General features: G+C 40.9%; 16 protein-coding genes, 1 pseudogene and 1 riboswitch. Of the genes and pseudogenes, 9 read left to right on the forward strand and 8 right to left on the reverse strand.

Translation table 11 applies throughout. From position 1 onward, the window contains the following. The first annotated feature begins 1 nt into the window (after position 1). Positions 2-1,477: a histidine ammonia-lyase gene (hutH, locus tag ACGLYD_RS01835; protein ID WP_067206280.1), complete on the forward strand. Its 1,476-nt coding sequence runs from the start codon at positions 2-4 to the stop codon at positions 1,475-1,477. 103 nt (positions 1,478-1,580) lie between these two features. Here hutH and ACGLYD_RS01840 read toward each other — a convergent pair whose 3' ends face one another. Then, positions 1,581-2,819, reverse strand: a complete 1,239-nt coding sequence (locus ACGLYD_RS01840; protein ID WP_399631058.1) for an NAD(P)/FAD-dependent oxidoreductase — start codon at positions 2,817-2,819, stop codon at positions 1,581-1,583. A 117-nt stretch (positions 2,820-2,936) separates the two neighbouring features. Between ACGLYD_RS01840 and ACGLYD_RS01845 the strand changes: the two genes are divergently transcribed. Next, the gene (locus ACGLYD_RS01845; RefSeq protein ID WP_340765949.1) at positions 2,937-3,824 is read left to right on the forward strand and encodes a 5'-3' exonuclease; all 888 of its coding nucleotides are present in this window, start codon (positions 2,937-2,939) and stop codon (positions 3,822-3,824) included. Between the two features lie 410 nt (positions 3,825-4,234). On the opposite strand, the pseudogene ACGLYD_RS01850 reads toward ACGLYD_RS01845, so the two are convergent. From ACGLYD_RS01850 to ACGLYD_RS01875, 6 genes and pseudogenes are all read right to left on the reverse strand, one after another. Then, positions 4,235-4,485, reverse strand: a pseudogene (locus ACGLYD_RS01850) (transposase); the annotation flags it as partial. A 252-nt stretch (positions 4,486-4,737) separates the two neighbouring features. Further along, complete coding sequence (locus ACGLYD_RS01855) at positions 4,738-6,045, reverse strand: sensor histidine kinase (protein WP_399631061.1); 1,308 nt, start codon at positions 6,043-6,045, stop codon at positions 4,738-4,740. A gap of 148 nt (positions 6,046-6,193) precedes the next feature. Next, entirely contained in the window at positions 6,194-6,403 is a 210-nt protein-coding gene (locus tag ACGLYD_RS01860; RefSeq protein WP_340741582.1) for a hypothetical protein, read from the reverse strand. Positions 6,404-7,178: 775 nt separating this feature from the next. Beyond that, entirely contained in the window at positions 7,179-7,691 is a 513-nt protein-coding gene (locus ACGLYD_RS01865) for a C39 family peptidase (protein ID WP_067206291.1), read from the reverse strand. A gap of 682 nt (positions 7,692-8,373) precedes the next feature. After that, complete coding sequence (locus tag ACGLYD_RS01870; RefSeq protein WP_187046782.1) at positions 8,374-8,838, reverse strand: STAS domain-containing protein; 465 nt, start codon at positions 8,836-8,838, stop codon at positions 8,374-8,376. A gap of 115 nt (positions 8,839-8,953) precedes the next feature. Further along, positions 8,954-9,274 carry a thioredoxin family protein gene (locus ACGLYD_RS01875; protein ID WP_067206296.1) on the reverse strand — a complete coding sequence of 107 codons (321 nt, stop codon included), beginning with the start codon at positions 9,272-9,274 and terminating at the stop codon, positions 8,954-8,956. 215 nt (positions 9,275-9,489) lie between these two features. Between ACGLYD_RS01875 and ACGLYD_RS01880 the strand changes: the two genes are divergently transcribed. From ACGLYD_RS01880 to ACGLYD_RS01890, 3 genes are all read left to right on the forward strand, one after another. Next, positions 9,490-11,874 carry a 3-hydroxyacyl-CoA dehydrogenase/enoyl-CoA hydratase family protein gene (locus ACGLYD_RS01880; RefSeq protein WP_399631066.1) on the forward strand — a complete coding sequence of 795 codons (2,385 nt, stop codon included), beginning with the start codon at positions 9,490-9,492 and terminating at the stop codon, positions 11,872-11,874. Between the two features lie 32 nt (positions 11,875-11,906). Continuing rightward, positions 11,907-13,082, forward strand: a complete 1,176-nt coding sequence (locus tag ACGLYD_RS01885; RefSeq protein ID WP_067206302.1) for an acetyl-CoA C-acetyltransferase — start codon at positions 11,907-11,909, stop codon at positions 13,080-13,082. Between the two features lie 278 nt (positions 13,083-13,360). Further along, positions 13,361-15,148, forward strand: a complete 1,788-nt coding sequence (locus ACGLYD_RS01890) for an acyl-CoA dehydrogenase family protein (protein ID WP_187046785.1) — start codon at positions 13,361-13,363, stop codon at positions 15,146-15,148. Between the two features lie 41 nt (positions 15,149-15,189). Here ACGLYD_RS01890 and ACGLYD_RS01895 read toward each other — a convergent pair whose 3' ends face one another. Beyond that, positions 15,190-15,324 (reverse strand): hypothetical protein, encoded by a 135-nt coding sequence (locus tag ACGLYD_RS01895; protein ID WP_399631068.1) that lies wholly within the window; start codon positions 15,322-15,324, stop codon positions 15,190-15,192. A gap of 525 nt (positions 15,325-15,849) precedes the next feature. Here ACGLYD_RS01895 and ACGLYD_RS01900 point away from each other — a divergent pair. The 4 genes from ACGLYD_RS01900 to ACGLYD_RS01915 all read left to right on the forward strand — a co-directional run bounded on the left by ACGLYD_RS01900 (position 15,850) and on the right by ACGLYD_RS01915 (position 17,398). Continuing rightward, a complete protein-coding gene (locus ACGLYD_RS01900; RefSeq protein ID WP_067206307.1) occupies positions 15,850-16,209 on the forward strand; it encodes an arsenate reductase family protein in 360 nt (119 codons plus the stop codon). 75 nt (positions 16,210-16,284) lie between these two features. Then, positions 16,285-16,668, forward strand: a complete 384-nt coding sequence (gene gcvH / locus ACGLYD_RS01905) for a glycine cleavage system protein GcvH (protein WP_067206310.1) — start codon at positions 16,285-16,287, stop codon at positions 16,666-16,668. A 74-nt stretch (positions 16,669-16,742) separates the two neighbouring features. Next, entirely contained in the window at positions 16,743-17,084 is a 342-nt protein-coding gene (locus ACGLYD_RS01910; protein ID WP_067206312.1) for a toprim domain-containing protein, read from the forward strand. A 14-nt stretch (positions 17,085-17,098) separates the two neighbouring features. Further along, entirely contained in the window at positions 17,099-17,398 is a 300-nt protein-coding gene (locus tag ACGLYD_RS01915; protein WP_399631072.1) for a thioredoxin family protein, read from the forward strand. 54 nt (positions 17,399-17,452) lie between these two features. Then, positions 17,453-17,558: riboswitch (SAM riboswitch) on the forward strand. Positions 17,559-17,757: the final 199 nt, after the last annotated feature.

The following is a 17,757-nucleotide window of genomic DNA, read 5'->3' on the forward strand; positions in this document are numbered from 1 at the left end:
CATGATTGAATTAACAGGATCGTCACTAAATCTGGCTCAAATGAACGACATCATATATAAAGAAATCGGGGTTTCATTGAACGATGAAGCCTTGGAACGTGTTAATAAAAGCCGGGCTGCGGTTGAGAAAATTGTTAGTGAAGACCGGACCGTATACGGGATTAATACGGGGTTTGGTAAGTTCAGCGACGTTAAAATCGATGAAAAGGATACGAAAGCATTGCAATTACACTTGATCCGATCGCATTCATGCGGCGTTGGAGAAGCGTTTCCTGAAAACGTTTCGCGTGCGATGGTGGTACTACGTCTGAATGCGCTTTTAAAAGGTTTCTCCGGAATCCGTGCAGAAGTGCTAGAACGGTTTGCTTATATGGTGAATAATCGCATTCACCCGGTCATTCCACAGCAAGGTTCACTTGGTGCATCAGGTGATCTGGCGCCATTGTCTCATCTCGCGCTTGTTTTACTTGGCGAAGGATTTGTCTGGCAAGACGGCTTGCACGTTCCAGCTGCAACTATTTGGAATGAGCATGGCATGTCGCCAATTGTGCTCGAAGCGAAAGAGGGGCTAGCGCTCATTAACGGGACGCAAGCAATGACTGCGCAAGGCGTTGTCAATTATTTGGAGGCAGAATCACTTGCGTATGCTAGCGAGTGGGTTGCTGCAATGACAATGGAAGCGCTCTATGGAATTACGGACGCATTTCATCCGGCGATTCACGAAGCGCGCGGTTATCCGGAACAAGTGGATGTGGCGGCGAGGATGCTGGATTGGTTGAAAGGGAGTCGTCTGACAACCATTCAAGGCGAAAAACGTGTCCAAGACGCTTATTCAATTCGTTGTATTCCACAAGTGCACGGCGCGAGCTGGCAAGTACTTGGTTATGTAAAAGAGAAGCTAGAGATTGAGATGAATGCCGCGACGGATAATCCACTTATTTTCGATGATGGTGATACGGTTGTATCTGGCGGTAACTTCCATGGTCAACCGATTGCGTTTGCGATGGACTTCTTGAAGCTGGGCGTAGCAGAACTTGCAAGTATTTCCGAACGTCGTATTGAACGGCTCGTTAATCCACAATTGAATGAAGGATTGCCGCCGTTCCTGAGTCCAGAACCTGGGTTACAATCGGGTGCAATGATTTTACAATATTCAGCAGCCAGCCTTGTTTCTGAGAATAAAACACTTGCACACCCAGCGTCCGTTGACTCGATTCCATCGTCTGGCAACCAGGAAGATCATGTATCAATGGGAACAATCGGTGCCAGGCATGCACATGCCATCATAAAAAATGCGAGAAATGTACTCGCAATTGAAGCGCTTTGCGCACTGACAGGCTGTTCCATTAGAGGGGCAGAACAAATGGCACCAAAAACCCGTGTCAAGTTCGATCAATTGCTGGAAATCGTGCGACCAATTGAAGAAGATCGTATTTTTACGCCGGATATTGAAAAGCTTGCTCAATTTCTAGTCTGATAACTAGCAAAAAACCGAAGCGGATTTTAGGAGGCTTCGGTTTTTTGTATTGTCTCTCTTTGAGAACTTTGAACTTTTTACTCGTTATCATCATGTTCATTGGTCAGGCAATTCCGCTTCTTCCACCAGCTAAAGCGGTTGCGGAGCGTTCGAGTTGAACGATATGCGCATCAGAATTGGCTTTGCCCGTCATAATATCAGCGAGAATTTTTGAACCAAGCATACTGTAAACAGTTCCATTACCTCCATAGCCAAGTAGATAATAATGATTTCTTTTTGATGGATGCTCTCCGATGAATGGTAAGTTGTCCAGAGATTCTCCAAATGTTGCACAATAAGCGTAGTCAATTTCAATCGGAAGTTCGGGGAAAAGTTCTTGCAGCTGTTTTTTTAAGATTGCACCGTGCTTCATAATCGATTCATTTGAAAGAGGGGCTTGGGGTTTGTCCTCGTCGAGCCCGCCTACAATGATTCGGTTGTCCTCCGTTGTCCGCATATAGAGATACGGGCGCTTTGATTCCCAAATGAGCGCATTTTCATGCCAAATCGGAGAATCGTCAATTGGCTCAGTGACAATGACGTACGAACGGTTAATGTCGGCACCAATTCGTTTTCCTACAGGAAGGGTCTCGTATCCAGTTGTAAAAAGAACATTATCCGCATAAAAATCCCCTGCAGATGTGGAAATGTGCAACAGTCCATTTTCGTCGTTTATGTCCGTCACTTCTGTAAATTCGAAGAGATGGACGCCCATTGATTCGACCAATTGTAATAGTCCGTTGACGAATTTGTAAGGGTTCACTTCAGCATCACCGTATGTCACGATTGCTCCCGGTTTCGAAAACGGCAGATGCTTGCAGATTTCTACCTCGTCCCAAAAATCGCAAGGAAATCCATAATGCGTTAATGTATCATATTCTTTCCTAATGCGTTTTAAATCATTGTCGTCACTTGCATAATAAATGCTTGGCCGACTGATGAAATCAGGGTTAAGCGGCAGTCGTTCAGCTGTCTTTTTTAGGTTTTCCATTGCTTCCAAGCATAACTGATAAAAACGTACAGCATCCTTTTCTCCAATTTGTTCGATTAATTCATGGAGCATGATGTCATTTGAATATTGAAGCAATCCCGTATTTGCCATTGTGCTGCCAGTAGCCATCTGCCGCTTGTCTAGCACTGCGATCGAAAGACCTTTGTCAGCCAATGCAAGTGCAGAAAGAGCTCCCGACATCCCTCCACCTACAATAATGACATCATAATGTGACGCGATTTCTACTTTTTTTCGTTCGAGGGGAATTGGCATCGTTTCTGGCCAATACAATGAACCTTCGTGAATATGCATACTTACAACCTCCTCTATGAAATCTATTATTCTTTACCCCCAAACTACTGATTGAAAGCATGTTATCATTGATGAAGTTCTACTAATAAAGTTTGGCAGATGGAGGAAGAAGATTAAATGACTATAGAAGAAAAACCACATATTTTAATAATCGACGGAATGGCACTCTTATTCCGCTCCTTTTTTGCAACTTCGGCGATGGGGCATTATTTCCCGAATGACGCTGGAATTCCGACGAATGCAGTGCAGGGGTTTGCCCGTCATACTATGACAGCGACCTCGATATTCAAACCTACACATATGGCGGTTTGTTGGGATATGGGCGCGCAAACGTTCCGCAATGACTTATTTGAAGGATATAAAGCAAACCGGCCTGCACCGGCGCCGGAGCTCGTACCGCAGTTTGATATGGCAAGAAGTGTTTCTGAATTAATTGGTTGGAAAAACTACGGAGTGCCAGGCATGGAAGCAGACGATCTGATTGGTTCATTCGTTCAGGCTTGGGAGGGGAAAGCGGAGATTACAATCGTGACTGGCGATAAAGATATGTTGCAGTTGCTTAGACCGGGTGTCCGTATTGCATTTACGAAAAAAGGTTTTAATGTTTACGATATTTACACAGAGGAACGTTTCATTGAAGAGTATGGAATTACCCCTATCCAGTTTATTGACACAAAAGCATTCACTGGGGATACAAGTGACGGCTATCCTGGAGTGAGAGGCATCGGACCAAAAACTGCACTTAAACTCATTAAAGAATATGGATCGGTGGAAGGCGTGATTCAATCATTGCATGAGTTGACGCCGGCAATACGCAAGAAAATCGAGGAAGAGATGGACATGCTCTTATTATCCAAAAAACTTGCAGAAATCCATTGTGAATTAAAAATGGATGATCCAATCGAAACCCTGAAAATACCTGTTTATGATGGAGTTGTAAGGGAACTGATAGATAGAGAAGGTTATTCCATGATTGTTAGACAAGCGGATTCGCTATTTCTATAAATATACGAGGGGGATGCGTGTGGAAAAAGTTTACAACATATGCGCATAAAAATCGCGGCGGAAGCCAAGAAAATAGTTCAAGCTTCGGCTACTTGTCTGAGGGCATTTCTACAAAGAAAGGCGAAGTGTCGACCCACTGAAGGAATTTCACCATGGTGCAAAAGCGAACGCGATTTGTTTGAGCATTGCAGAAACGGTTAAAAGCAAGGGCATCGAATTCTATGAGGATGTTAAGAAAATTTTAACGGTTCTGAGTATTCAACAAATGATGAGGTTTTAGTTCAGTACTTGCCCTCAACGAAAAACATTAAAGCCACTTGTAGCACTAAATAAAATAGCCGTCTATACGATTAAAAAAATCGTATAGACGGCTATTTGTCATGCGTACCGTGATATGCTTTGTTTTGTTTTTACTTGGGACGTGGCAATCTGTTGGTAGGGTCTTTGGCGAGCAGTTGATCAAGCGCTTTGGAACCCGTTAGATTGATTACAGGCAACTGTTCAAATACGTAGGTTACGTAAATCAACGGATTTAAGTGATTTTCTTTGGCAGCTTCCACGATACTATAGGCGATTGCTTTTGCGTCTTTCTTCGATTGAGAGAAAAGCAATTTTTTCGACCAATCACGAAGGGCTTAATTGCTCGTTCACTTCGATTATTATGCGGCCATCCTGTTAAAAGCACACTAATCCGTGCCAAAAGAGAAGTAACTAAAGGATTACTTTAGTTTAAGAAATGGAGCTAAATACTTCCGTGAATTGGTGTTATGTCTACACATTGAATACGGAATACATATGAATAATCATTCGAATTAAGAAAGCACAAAATAAGAAAATTAGTAGCATAAACCAGCGAGATAAATGAAAAAACTCCCCACAACTAGTAGTAGGGAGTTTACACTTTCATTCAAATTTACTTTAGAGGGATTCCCACAAGGGCTATAGTCTCTAAATCATTTATTGAATCAATTGAGATTTCCCCATTATATCTATTCACAACTTCCTTCACTATAAATAAACCTTGCCCTCTTATCTTTCCTTGTTCTGCATTTTTTGTTGAATATCCTTGTTTAAAAATATGTTCATTCTCACTAATTTTAGGTCCAGTATTCGTTATCTTAAATAGATACTGCGTAACATCCGTTTGACAGCTAATTGTTATTTTACGTTCAGCTACAGGTAATGCAACTGTTGCATCAATTGCATTATCAATTAAATTCGACAGTATTATGATTAAATCTGTTGTTTTTATTTTATCGAATGCATCATGAGAAACCGTAAAATTCATATCAATATGATAATTTTGTGCAGCCAGTTTCTTTGTTTGCAGTAATATTGATAGACCAGGATGATCTATATTTAATTTTAGAGTTTCTAGCGCCAGAACTTCTTTAGACAAAGATGATATGTATTGCTGAGCTTGCTTAGATTCCCCTAGTTGAAGTAGTCCGTGTAAAACCTGAATATGATTGGTGAAATCATGTCTTAAAGAAGATATGGAAGTGATTAACGTTTTAAGTTCAGCTTGGTATGTATCTTCTGTATAGCCGACTTCCTTTGCCACTTCTTGTTGATACCATCTTTGCAAAAATAAAAAAGATCCGATTACGACCAAAATAAAGGCACCATTAAAGACGAAGAGAAGGATATTATTTTTCAGTACTGTCCCTTTAATATAATCAAGTGTATCAACACTAATATCGATACCTAAGTATCCCATGACAATTCCTGCTTCATCCTTTATAGGCACTCCAACAGAAAGAAAAGTGCCATAAACGGCATCCTCAATTACATCTGTAATATATGTATTTCCTTCAAAGGCTATTTTGACCTGCTTTTCGGGCACTGTACCAACCGATCCAATGCTATAGCTCTCTTCTAATTCCTTGGGTAATCCGCCTATCATTGAGTTCGATATTATTGGATTATCGATTTTCAGTGTATACACAAATAATGCACCCAGTTTTTCTCTTGCATCAACTAGGTAGTTTGTTAATTCCCAATAATAGTCGTTTTTTGCAGGATTATTCAAAAATTTCTGATACGTTTCTTTGTCTATCGCAGACGCAATGGATTCTGCTGCTGCAAGACTTTGATTGGCGATTGACTCTTCAACTGTCTTTTTTATCTTCACGTAAGAGGTAAAGACATTTAAACTTGTAAACAACAATAACAAGATAGCAGATAATACTAAAATAAGTTTAATTTTACTATTTTTCATAAAAATTAGTACTTCCTCATCTGTTTTAATTGAAAAGCATAGATTATCCGAATCTACTATAAAATATTCTTTTGCCTATGAAATTAAAAATTCGCTTTTCACAAATAGCATTACTATCATATTTTCTTGAAGACATTACTTGTTTAACCTACTGTAATAGAATCACGAAATCTAATAAGGTCAGTCGCTTCTCATTAGGTTCGATGTTTGTTGAAGGTACTATGATATCGCGATTTAGTTCTTCACTTTCATAAGTGTAGTCATTTGTGGCAGTAATAATGACTTTATATAAACCACTCGTGACATTTGAAACAATGATGTAAAAGTCGTTTTGATTTTCATTATTTGTTGGACTCACTTCAAAAGCTGCTGATAAATGTTCAATGATAGTTTTTTAGGTGAATTGACTTGTCCCTCGACTAATGCGGAATAATTCACTATTAAAATAGAAACGATTAATAGAATTGTTACTATAATTACCACCTTTTTTCATCATAACCATCATCACTATAAGATTATTATAGCAATTTTTGGGGTATTTACCTAATCGTACTATACAAATTGATGTTTTTCTTATTGAGTAACAAAGCTAAATACTGCCGAGAACGGGTGTTATGTCTACTAGGGGGGATGCAGCATTCGAACTGGAATTAGAGCACTTTCAAATCTAACACAATACTCCATATTTATATTTACAATTTCTTTAGATGCGTTAAACCTATTAACTATTTAAGGTCGTCAATGAATCAATATATTTCTAAATTTAACAATTAAATACATGGTAAATAGTGCATTATGTGAAATAATGTCAGGATAGTGTTGTAGTAACTCATGATCAGTTGGTTAACTAATTTAAAAAAGGTGGGAACTATATATGTTAAACAAATGAATACGACGTATACGCTTTACAAGGGCTTTTGGGAGGCCACTGAAAAAGACCTAGTAATTAGAATGAATTAGGATTCCCACTAATGCCGCTTCGCCGCTTTGTGGATGCCTCCCGCAACCATAAAACGCTCGTACAGCTAGGATCAAAAGTTTGGCCACGCTGAAGCAGACTTTAGCGTATATAGAAAAATGAAAAAATCCTTATCCGAGTCGGAAACTGATTCGGGTAGGGATTTTTGGATTTACTATTCAGTAGGCTCAATCTTTATAAAAGATAAAATTGACCTATTCATCTTATATGAAATATGCCGGACCTGGCTATCCCGGTTTCTTCCCCCGTTGTCATGAATAAAGAGAAAAATATCGTCAGCTGTCTCTTCATAGCCTATGACAGGTACCCAATGATAGTCGAATCCATACTTGCCGCGCCAACGAAATGTAAACCATTTATCAAATTTTGCAGCGACGGGCCGGCCGTTGTCGAGTTGTCTTTTCACTTCATCAATAGTGCACCCCGCAACTGTCCATTCTACTCCAAGCACTTTGCGCATATTTCGGATGAAGCGGTATTTGAATAAACCAATTTTTGTGCTACCTAGGAGACGATATAATTCATTTGTTGTGTAAGGGCACCCCTGTGGAAAAAGATGTTGAGTCATTACAAATGCTGTTACCGGTCCGCATGCTGATGATCGAATCGATTGTTCAACATCCTCATCAAATTGGGATTTTCCTTTGACGTTCAATATAGTTTTCATTCATCTACCTCCAGAAAAAAAGAGCTCTACCTAGCGTGAGATCACTGAAAAAGTTCTAATACTTAGAACTAATTAGAATTCCTGCCAATACCGCTTCGCCGCTTTGTGGATGCCTCCCGCGATAAGCCAGAAAGAAGACCGCTGGGAGGGATTGAACTGCATCCCTCCTTAGTCTTATCGCTCCGGCTACCACGAAGACGCGCCTTCGCTGGATGTTCTATGCGAGAAAGGGCATTCATTATCTGTCATAAAATCTGCAACCTGGAGTGCATCTATCTTGACTATAAGTAGTATCAACTAGAAATCACATTAAAGTCTCGGTATATACATCTCAAAATTATATTTTTCTCGATAATGGACAACCTAGCGCAGGCGCGGCAAAGGGGTCGCCGAAGCCGTAAGACTGGATGCGAAGCGCTAATCCAGGCTTAGGGCGAGAGGCATCTCCAAAGCGACAAGCGATCTACAATCCAAAAACCGAATAACATCTCTCTCATTAATTGAGCGCCACGGCAGATTCAATAGGATTCTGTAATTCAACATATATAGTTAGTAGATTATCACCGTAGCTCTCACGGTGATAACACGAAAGTTTGTACGTTGAAATACTTATTGCAATACAGTATAGTCTTCCTGGTAGCAAGTGAAGGTATTCAACTTTAGTAGAAAAAAACTCACTTCATTAAAACAATTGAAGTGAGTTTCCTGTTTCTTTAAGTAATACTGCTAATGAAGTTCTGAAGTTTACGTAGGTTTCAATTTCCAAGTGGATGCCGGCAGATACGATTTCTCTGACAATCCTCGGATTAAAACCGACAAAAATTGGACGTACCCCCATCAGTTTTAATGTGTTATTCAGTTGATTGATTTCAAGAGTAAGTATATTAAAATCATATTCCTCAACGTCTTTGAGACCTACCCCGGTGAAATCGAATACTGCACACACCGTACTTCTATGAATTCCAACATAATCGAGAACGCGGGTGCGGATCAAATTAAAGCGATCCTGACCGGTGTGACCCGAAATCGGGACGAGAATCGTATTTTCGACGATTGAAGGAATGATTGGTGCTGATGTTTCAAGTATAATCTTTTCATAGGAAGCAATTTTAGCTTTAAGCAGTTGGATTTCATTCTCGTAGTCCACTAATACACACCCCGTTATCATTTTTTCTAGTATACTTCATCTAGATAAAAGGTGCACCGAAAATGAAAAAACGGATAGACATAAGTCCATCCGTTTAGGTAAAGCTTCTATACAGTTACGCTTTTACGCCTTCAAGGAAATCCGTCACTTGTGATGGCGATTTTGCATTTGCACTATGCAGATGCGCTTGCTTTTCACCGTTTTGGAAAATCAGTAAACTAGGAATTCCCATGACGTCATACTTATCAGCGATTTCCGGCAGTACGTCACGGTCGACATCATACCATGTGTATTCATCATATTTCTCGACGATTGGATCAATAAACATATCCATACGTCTGCAGTCAGGGCACCATCCTGCCTGGAATTTTACAAGTGCTTTAGAATCGCCGGCAATAATTTCATTAAATTGTTCAACTGTTGTAATTGGTTTCATAATATATATTGACCTCCTTTATATGGACAGTGTACAACGTAATCACTTTAGTCGGGTAATGATATGTTTCAGATAGGAAGTTGAAAAAATTTAGATTTAAATATTGCGAAAACTAGCAATATGTTCTACACTGAGAGATATAGAAACGGTTTCTATTTTTTTTGCCCATTAAATGAATGAGTGTTCATTCAAACGAAAAAAGGGAGGCTTCGCAAGTGACTTATCAAATTAAAAAAGCGGCAGTTTTAGGTTCAGGCGTTATGGGTTCGGGTATTGCAGCTCATCTCGCTAATATAGGAATTCCAGTTTTACTTTTGGATATCGTTCCTGGAAAGTTAACTGAAGAGGAAGCTACAAAAGGGCTTACGCTTGAAGATGGCATCGTACGAAATAAAATTGCGGCAGGTGCTTTGCAGAAATTAGTGAAACAAAAACCTGCACCCCTAACGAAGAAAAGTAATCTGTCCCTTATTGAAGCAGGGAATTTCGAAGATGATCTGGATAAATTAAAAGATGTTGACTGGATTATTGAAGTGATTGTTGAAAATCTTGATGTTAAAAAAGGTTTGTATGAAAAAATAGATGCAGTTCGTAAACCAGGTACAATCATCACTTCAAATACATCGGGTATTAGTGTTGAAGCGATGGCGGCAGGACGTTCGGAAGATTTCCAAAAACATTTCATGGGCACACATTTTTTCAATCCACCGCGTTACTTGAAATTACTTGAGATTATTCCAGCGAGCACAACGGCTCCGGAAGTTATAGAGTTTATGACCCGTTTTGGTGAAGATACGCTTGGTAAGGGAGTTGTCATTGCAAAAGATACGCCGAACTTCATCGCGAACCGAATCGGTACATATGGCCTTCTTATCACATTACGCGAGATGGAGAAACGCGGCTATTCGATTGGAGAAGTTGACTCGGTGACGGGTACCTTGATTGGCCGTCCGACATCGGCAACATTCCGTACGCTTGACGTTGTTGGACTAGATACGTTCATGCATGTGGCGAAAAACGTTTACGACAAGACGGAAGGCGAAGAGCAAAAAGTGTTTGAATTGCCGCCATTCATGAAGAAAATGATTGATAATGGCTGGATTGGTGCCAAGGCAAAACAAGGATTTTATCTGAAAAAAGGTAAAGAGATTCTTGAACTAGATACAGAGACATTTGAATATAGTCTAGCTAAAAAATTGAAAACACCTTCTATTGAAATGGCTAAACAACAAAAAGGACTTGCTAATAGAGTGAAAACGCTCGTCTATGCGGATGATCGCACTGGTGAAATCTTGTGGAATATCCTGTCACCAACATTGCTTTATTCTGCAGAACTAAACGGTGAAATTGCAGATGATATCGTTGCAATCGACAATGCCATGAAATGGGGCTTCGGATGGCAGCAAGGACCATTTGAAATCTGGGATGCAATCGGCGTAGCAAAATCTGTTGAGAAGATGAAAGATGAAGGCGGGAAAGTTCCAGCATTCGTTCAAAGTTTGCTCGACAAAGGCTATGAAACTTTCTATAAAGAAGAAGACAATGAACTTTACTTCTTCGATGGAGAAGATTACAAGCTTGTTCCTGTTAATGAAAAAGTAATTGACTTGAAGCGCTATAAGCAAAAACATGGCGTTATCAAAAAGAATTCAGGTGCTAGTTTAATCGACCTTGGCGATGGAGTGGCACTTCTTGAATTCCATTCACAATCGAATTCAATTGGTCCTGACATCATTCAAATGATCAACTTCGCCGTTGATGAAGTTGAGAAAAATTTCAAAGGGCTTGTCATTGGAAATCAAGGCAAAAATTTCTGTGTAGGTGCAAACCTTGGAATGATTCTAATGGAAGCGCAGGATGACAATATCTTTGAACTTGATTTCACTGTTCGCTCATTCCAAAACGCCATGATGAAAATCAAGTATTCCTCAAAACCTGTTGTTGCAGCGCCATTTGCAATGACGCTTGGGGGAGGGACTGAGGTTTGTCTACCGGCAGCTCATATTCAAGCTTCAATGGAAACGTATATGGGACTTGTTGAAGTCGGCGTTGGTTTGATACCGGGTGGTGGCGGAAACGTAGGACTTTATACGAAACATTTAAAAGGATTGCCAAAGGGCGTTCACATTGACTATCAATTTGTTGCCAATAAAGTTTTCGAATCAATCGCGACTGCAAAAGTGTCTACTTCAGGAGACGAAGCACGTGAAAATAACTTCCTCGATTTCGCAGATGGTATTAGTGTCAATGCAGATCACTTAATCTATGATGCGAAACAGGCAGCTATTGCATTGTTTGACATGGGTTATAAAGCACCTAAACGTGAGAAATTCCCTGTTACAGGTGATTCGGGTTATGCAACGATGCTTCTCGGGGCAGAGGGCATGTTCCTATCTGGCTTTATCAGCGAGCATGATCTGAAAATCGCGAAGAAGCTGGCGTTTGTTTTATCCGGCGGAAAAGTACCATACGGAACACTTGTTGACGAACAATATATGTTGGACCTTGAACGTGAAGCGTTCCTTAGCCTTGTGGCGGAACCAAAATCACAACAGCGTATGCAACACATGCTCGTAAAAGGTAAACCGTTACGTAACTGATTTAAAGTGCATAGCAAAGAGGAGGAAATTCAATGCGTGAAGCAGTACTAGTAGCCGGTGCACGGACACCGGTGGGAAAAGCGGGTAGAGGTTCTCTTGTAACCGTACGCCCGGATGACTTAGGGGCACTTGTAATTAAAGAAACGTTGAAACGTGCTGGGGGCTATGATGGCCCAATTGATGACTTAATTATTGGTTGTGCGATGCCTGAAGCTGAACAAGGGATGAACGTTGCGCGAAATATTGGTGCACTTGCAGGTCTTCCTGATACGACGCCTGCAATTACGGTAAACCGATTCTGTTCATCAGGTCTTCAATCAATTGCTTATGCAGCTGAACGCATCATGCTCGGTCACTCGCAAGCAATTATTGCAGGCGGCGTCGAGTCAATGAGTATGGTACCGATGATGGGGAATACAATCCGACCGAATGCTCACTTAGCAGAAACGGCTCCACAATATTATATGGGAATGGGTCACACTGCTGAGCAAGTTGCAGTAAAATACGGTATCACGCGTGAAGAACAGGATGAATTTGCTGTGCTGTCTCACAAAAAAGCAGGTGCAGCGATTGCAGCTGGAAAATTCGATGATGAAATCGTGCCAGTCGAAGTCGTAAAGCGTTCTGTAGATGATAACGGAAAATATAGTGAGAAGAATTTCACATTTAAAATGGACGAAGGAGTCCGTCACGGAACAAGCGTAGAGGGATTAGCGAAATTGCGTCCGGCATTCTCCGTAACAGGTACTGTTACGGCAGGTAACTCGTCACAAACATCAGACGGAGCAGGCGCAGTACTTGTGATGGACCGCGAAGTGGCAGAAGCGCAAGGCTTGAAGCCAATCGCGAAATTCCTGTCATTTGCTGTAGGCGGCGTGCCACCTGAAGTGATGGGAATCGGCCCAATTGTAGCCATTCCAAAAGCACTTAAAATTGCAGGGCTTTCTATTGAGGATATCGATGTATGGGAGTTAAACGAAGCGTTCGCGTCTCAGTCACTTCAAGTTATCCGTCATCTAGGCCTTGATATAGATAAGGTGAATTTCAACGGCGGAGCAATCTCCCTCGGGCATCCACTCGGAGCAACAGGATCTATCTTAACAATTCGTATGATGAGTGAATTAAAACGTCAAGGTAAACAGTTCGGAGTCGTTACAATGTGTATCGGCGGCGGAATGGGCGCAGCCGGCGTGTTTGAGCTTTTGTAAACACTATATATTCGGCACCACTTATTTAGAATTAACTAGGTGATATACCTCACCAGTATAACGAACAATTCTAGCGAAGGAGCGACAAGTGTGAGCCGAAGCAATCAGACCGACAATGCTCTTCTGGCGGGCTTATTGCGTGAGGCCATCACCAAGCGACAAAGCGGTGTAGGAAGAACATTCTATTTATTAAGTGCTGACTATCTAGTAAACAAACCAGTGAATTTTATATTAATAGTGGACATATAAACCGTTAAGATTAAAAGGAGGAAACAACATTGACTGAATTAAAAACAAACGAACTGATTAAAGGTGGAGCTTTTCTAACGGAAGACATTGAAGCAAACCGTGTATTTACGCCTGAAGATTTTACTGATGAACAGAAAATGATTGCGAAAACAGCAGAAGACTACGTGAAAAATGAAGTTCAACCTGTTGTCGAAAATCTTGAAAACCATGAATTCGAGCACTCTGTAAGACTACTGAAAACTGCGGGGGATCTTGGACTTCTAGGAGCGGATGTACCAGAAGAATATGGTGGTCTTGGACTCGACAAAATTGCGTCTGCACTTATCTCTGAAAAGATGTCCGTAGCAGGCGGATTCTCGATTACTCATGGCGCACACGTTGGTATCGGAACCCTACCAATCGTACTTTTCGGAAATGAAGAACAAAAGAAAAAGTACTTGCCAAACTCTGTATCAGGTGACAAAATCTCTGCATATGCACTAACTGAGCCAGGCTCTGGTTCTGATGCATTGGGTGCGAAAACAAATGCGAAATTGAATGCTGCTGGAACACACTACATCTTAAATGGTGAAAAACAGTGGATTACGAACGCAGGATTTGCAGATATTTTTGTTGTTTACGCGAAAATCGATGGCGATAAGTTCTCTGCTTTTATTGTTGAAAAAGAATTCCCAGGTGTATCTGTCGGAGCCGAAGAGAAAAAGATGGGTATCAAATCTTCATCTACTCGTACGCTAATCTTACAAGACGCAGTAGTACCAGTTGAAAATTTGCTAGGTGAAATCGGTCGCGGACATATTATTGCATTTAATATCTTGAATATCGGTCGCTACAAATTAGGAGTCGGCACAATGGGCGGATCTAAACGTGCGCTTGAGCTTGCAATTACTTATACAAATCAACGTCAACAGTTCAAAACACCAATTTCTTCATTCAACTTGACGAAACAAAAACTATCAACAATGGCATCTAAACTGTATGCGGCTGAAAGCTTGATTTACCGTACAGTTGGTTACTTTGAAGAGCGTCAAAGCCAGTTGAGTCTTGAAGAGCAAAAAGATGGTAAAGCAATTGCGGCAGCAATCGCAGAATACGCAATCGAATGTTCTATCAATAAAGTCGTGGGATCTGAGGTATTGGATTACATCGTTGACGAAGCAGTTCAGCTTCACGGCGGATACGGCTTCATGCAAGAATATGAAGTAGAGCGCATTTATCGTGATTCACGCATCAATCGTATTTTTGAAGGGACGAATGAAATCAACCGTCTGCTAGTACCAGGTACATTCCTGAAAAAAGCAATGAAGGGCGAATTGCCATTGCTTCAACAGGCGCAAGCACTTCAAGAAGAACTTCTTATGATGATGCCTGAAGAAATCGGTGACGAAGCACTTGCACAAGAAAAAGCACTTGTGAAAAATGCTAAGAAAATCGGTTTGCTTGCTGCTGGTCTTGCTGCACAACGTTTTGGCACGAAGCTTGAAGCAGAGCAAGAGGTACTTGTAAATATTGCAGATATCGCTAATAATGTTTTTGCGATGGAGTCTGCACTTCTACGTACAGAAAAAGCAATTGCACGCAGCGGAGAAGAAAAAGCGCAACAGAAAATCCTTTACACACAAATCTTCTGCCAAGAAGCATTTGAAGAGATTGAAAGAGATGCAAAAGAAACACTTCTTGCGGCTGTCGATGGTGATAATCAACGCATGATGATTTCAGCGCTGCGTAAATTGACTCGCTCGAATCCGTATAATATCATCGCTAAAAAACGCGAAGCTTCAGTTAAGCTAATCGAAGCGGAGAAGTATATCGTATAACACGTATGTAGATTAAAATTACCTTGATCACACACTGGGCGTTACGTGTATTGCTTTTTTTGTATCGCTTTGAATTGAACAATTTCAATACCATTATCGAGATGTATTGATAAGTAGGGATGCGACTCTGTCGCATCCCTACTTATTCTTTCGGTAATCGCATGGTTTTTGTTCATTTGCCGCTCTCCAAAGACATTGATACAAGAAGTGCCGAAGCTTTTTTGGACGAAAGAATGGCTAGCTTCTCACCTAAAGATAAGCGGTCAAAGATATAATTTTGACCGCTCAATCCTTCTCTATAGTATCTCCATATTTATTTTAAGGAAGTGTCAATTTCCTATAAGGCATCACATAATCTTTGCAAAAGTAAGCAAAGAACGCAATGTACAACGTGCGAGAGTGCCCGAAATTGCATCTTCGGGCACTTACAATCTCTATAGAAAGTCATCTTTTCTATTCTTTCAAAGCACCTGCCCCACGGTAATAATATCGTAATTAATTCGCCGAAAGCGGGCCGAAAATAGTAAAGGGTTATAGCGGTTTACAAACCCTACTCGCTATCGTATTATGCAAGTCAATAATTAATCAACAGACGTGATTGTTTAATGAAGTAAAATTGACGATCTCACTTTGACGTCCAGGTAGCAATAGGCGCCCAGGTGTTTTTTCTGTTATAATGGCGAAAATGGAGGCGTTGCGGTATGGGATTAGTTTATTACGGTTATCCAAAGTGCGGGACATGCAGGAAAGCAAAAAAATGGCTTGAGACGAACAACTTGGACTTTCAGGAAGTGAACATAGCGGAAGCTCCTCCTTCAGTAGAAGAACTTGGCAAAATGATTGCGGCATCGGATTTGGAGTTGAAAAAGTTTTTCAACGTTAGTGGGACGAAATATAGAGAGCTAAACTTGAAAGACAAATTGCTCACAATGACAGATGAAGAGAAAATTAGCTTGCTGTCATCTGACGGTATGTTGATTAAGAGACCAATTGTCTTCGGTGATGGTAAGGTGACTGTCGGATTCAAGGAAGAAGAGTTCGACAAAGTATGGACTAACTGATTTCCTATCTTGTCTTTATTCGAGAAATATGACAGAATTGAAGAGAATGAAACTATTTATTTGGAGGGATACGGAATGAGCACACCAAAAGATCTGCGTTATTCTGAAGAGCATGAATGGGTAAAAGACGAAGGTGGTAACTACCGCATCGGTATTACTCACTTTGCACAATCTGAACTAGGCGATATCGTATTCGTTGAACTTCCATCTGTCGGAGATGACATCAAAGCGGACGAGCCTTTCGGAAGCGTTGAATCTGTTAAGACAGTATCAGAACTTTATGCACCAATCAGCGGAAAAGTAATTGAAGTGAATGAAGGACTTGAAGACAGCCCTGAATTTGTCAATGAATCACCGTATGAAAATGCATGGATGATCGTTGTTGAACCTTCAAATGTTTCTGAACTGGATGAACTTATGTCAGCTGAAGCGTATGAAAAAATGACTGTCGGAGAATAACTAAGACAAGGCGCCGGTACTTTTTCGGCGTTTTTTGCATCTTTATATAAAAAAGAGCGAAGGAGGGGCCTCTTGTGTCGGATGAAAGAGTAATTATCGTCGAGGGCGGTTCGGATAAGAAACGTTTGGCACGAATACTTGTTGAGCCTGTCGAAATTATTTGTACGAACGGCACAGTAAGTCCTTATCGGCTTGAAGAATTGCTTGCACCTTACGAAGAACATGAACTATTTGTCTTCGTTGATGCGGATGAAGATGGAGAAAAGACCCGTGTTTTATTCAAAAGAGAGTTCCCGGCAGCAATCCATTTGTACACAGAAAAGGTTTATCGGGAAGTGGAGACGACCCCATACAAAGTGTTGGCTACAATACTACAAGGTGCGGATTTTAAAATCAGACCGGAATTTCTAATTTAAAGGATGTAGAATTAATGGAAACTTGGACACGCGAACAATGGGAGATGGCTTTGAAAGAGTCTTCAGTGGCAGCGTTTTATTTATATACACCAATGTGTGGAACTTGTGCAGTCGCATCTAAAATGATGGGAGTTATTACCGTCATGAGACCGGGAATACCAATCGGGAAAGCAGATTTGAATTACGTACAAAATATTGCAATTGACTATGAAATCGAAAGCGTTCCTTGCCTTCTTATACAAAAGGATGGCGTTTTAACCCATAAAATTTATGCATTTCAATCAGTACCGTATCTACTTGAAGAAATAGATTGACAATAGATATGGAACTTTGATATACTTCGTCTTAACATTCAATTGAATAGGTCACTCTTATTAAGAGAGGTGGAGGGATAGTGCCCTGCGAAGCCCGGCAACCGTCACGTAAGTGAAATGGTGCCAAGTCACACAAAGCATACGCTTTGAAAGATGAGAGATTGGACAACGTTTATTTTCGATAACGTCAAGCCTTTCTGCCCGTCTGCAGGAAGGCTTTTTTGTATTGAAAAGCGGAAGGCGCCGCTCAGCCCCGACAGGCACAAGTCAGATTGCGAAGGGGGCGTACCTAAGCCACCACAGCGAACTGCCTTGTGACCCGAGGGGGTGGCGCCTGAAGCTAGACAAAATTAGTAACA

This window comes from Sporosarcina sp. SG10008 (assembly GCF_044569405.1).
Taxonomy (GTDB): Bacteria; Bacillota; Bacilli; order Bacillales_A; family Planococcaceae; genus Sporosarcina; species Sporosarcina psychrophila.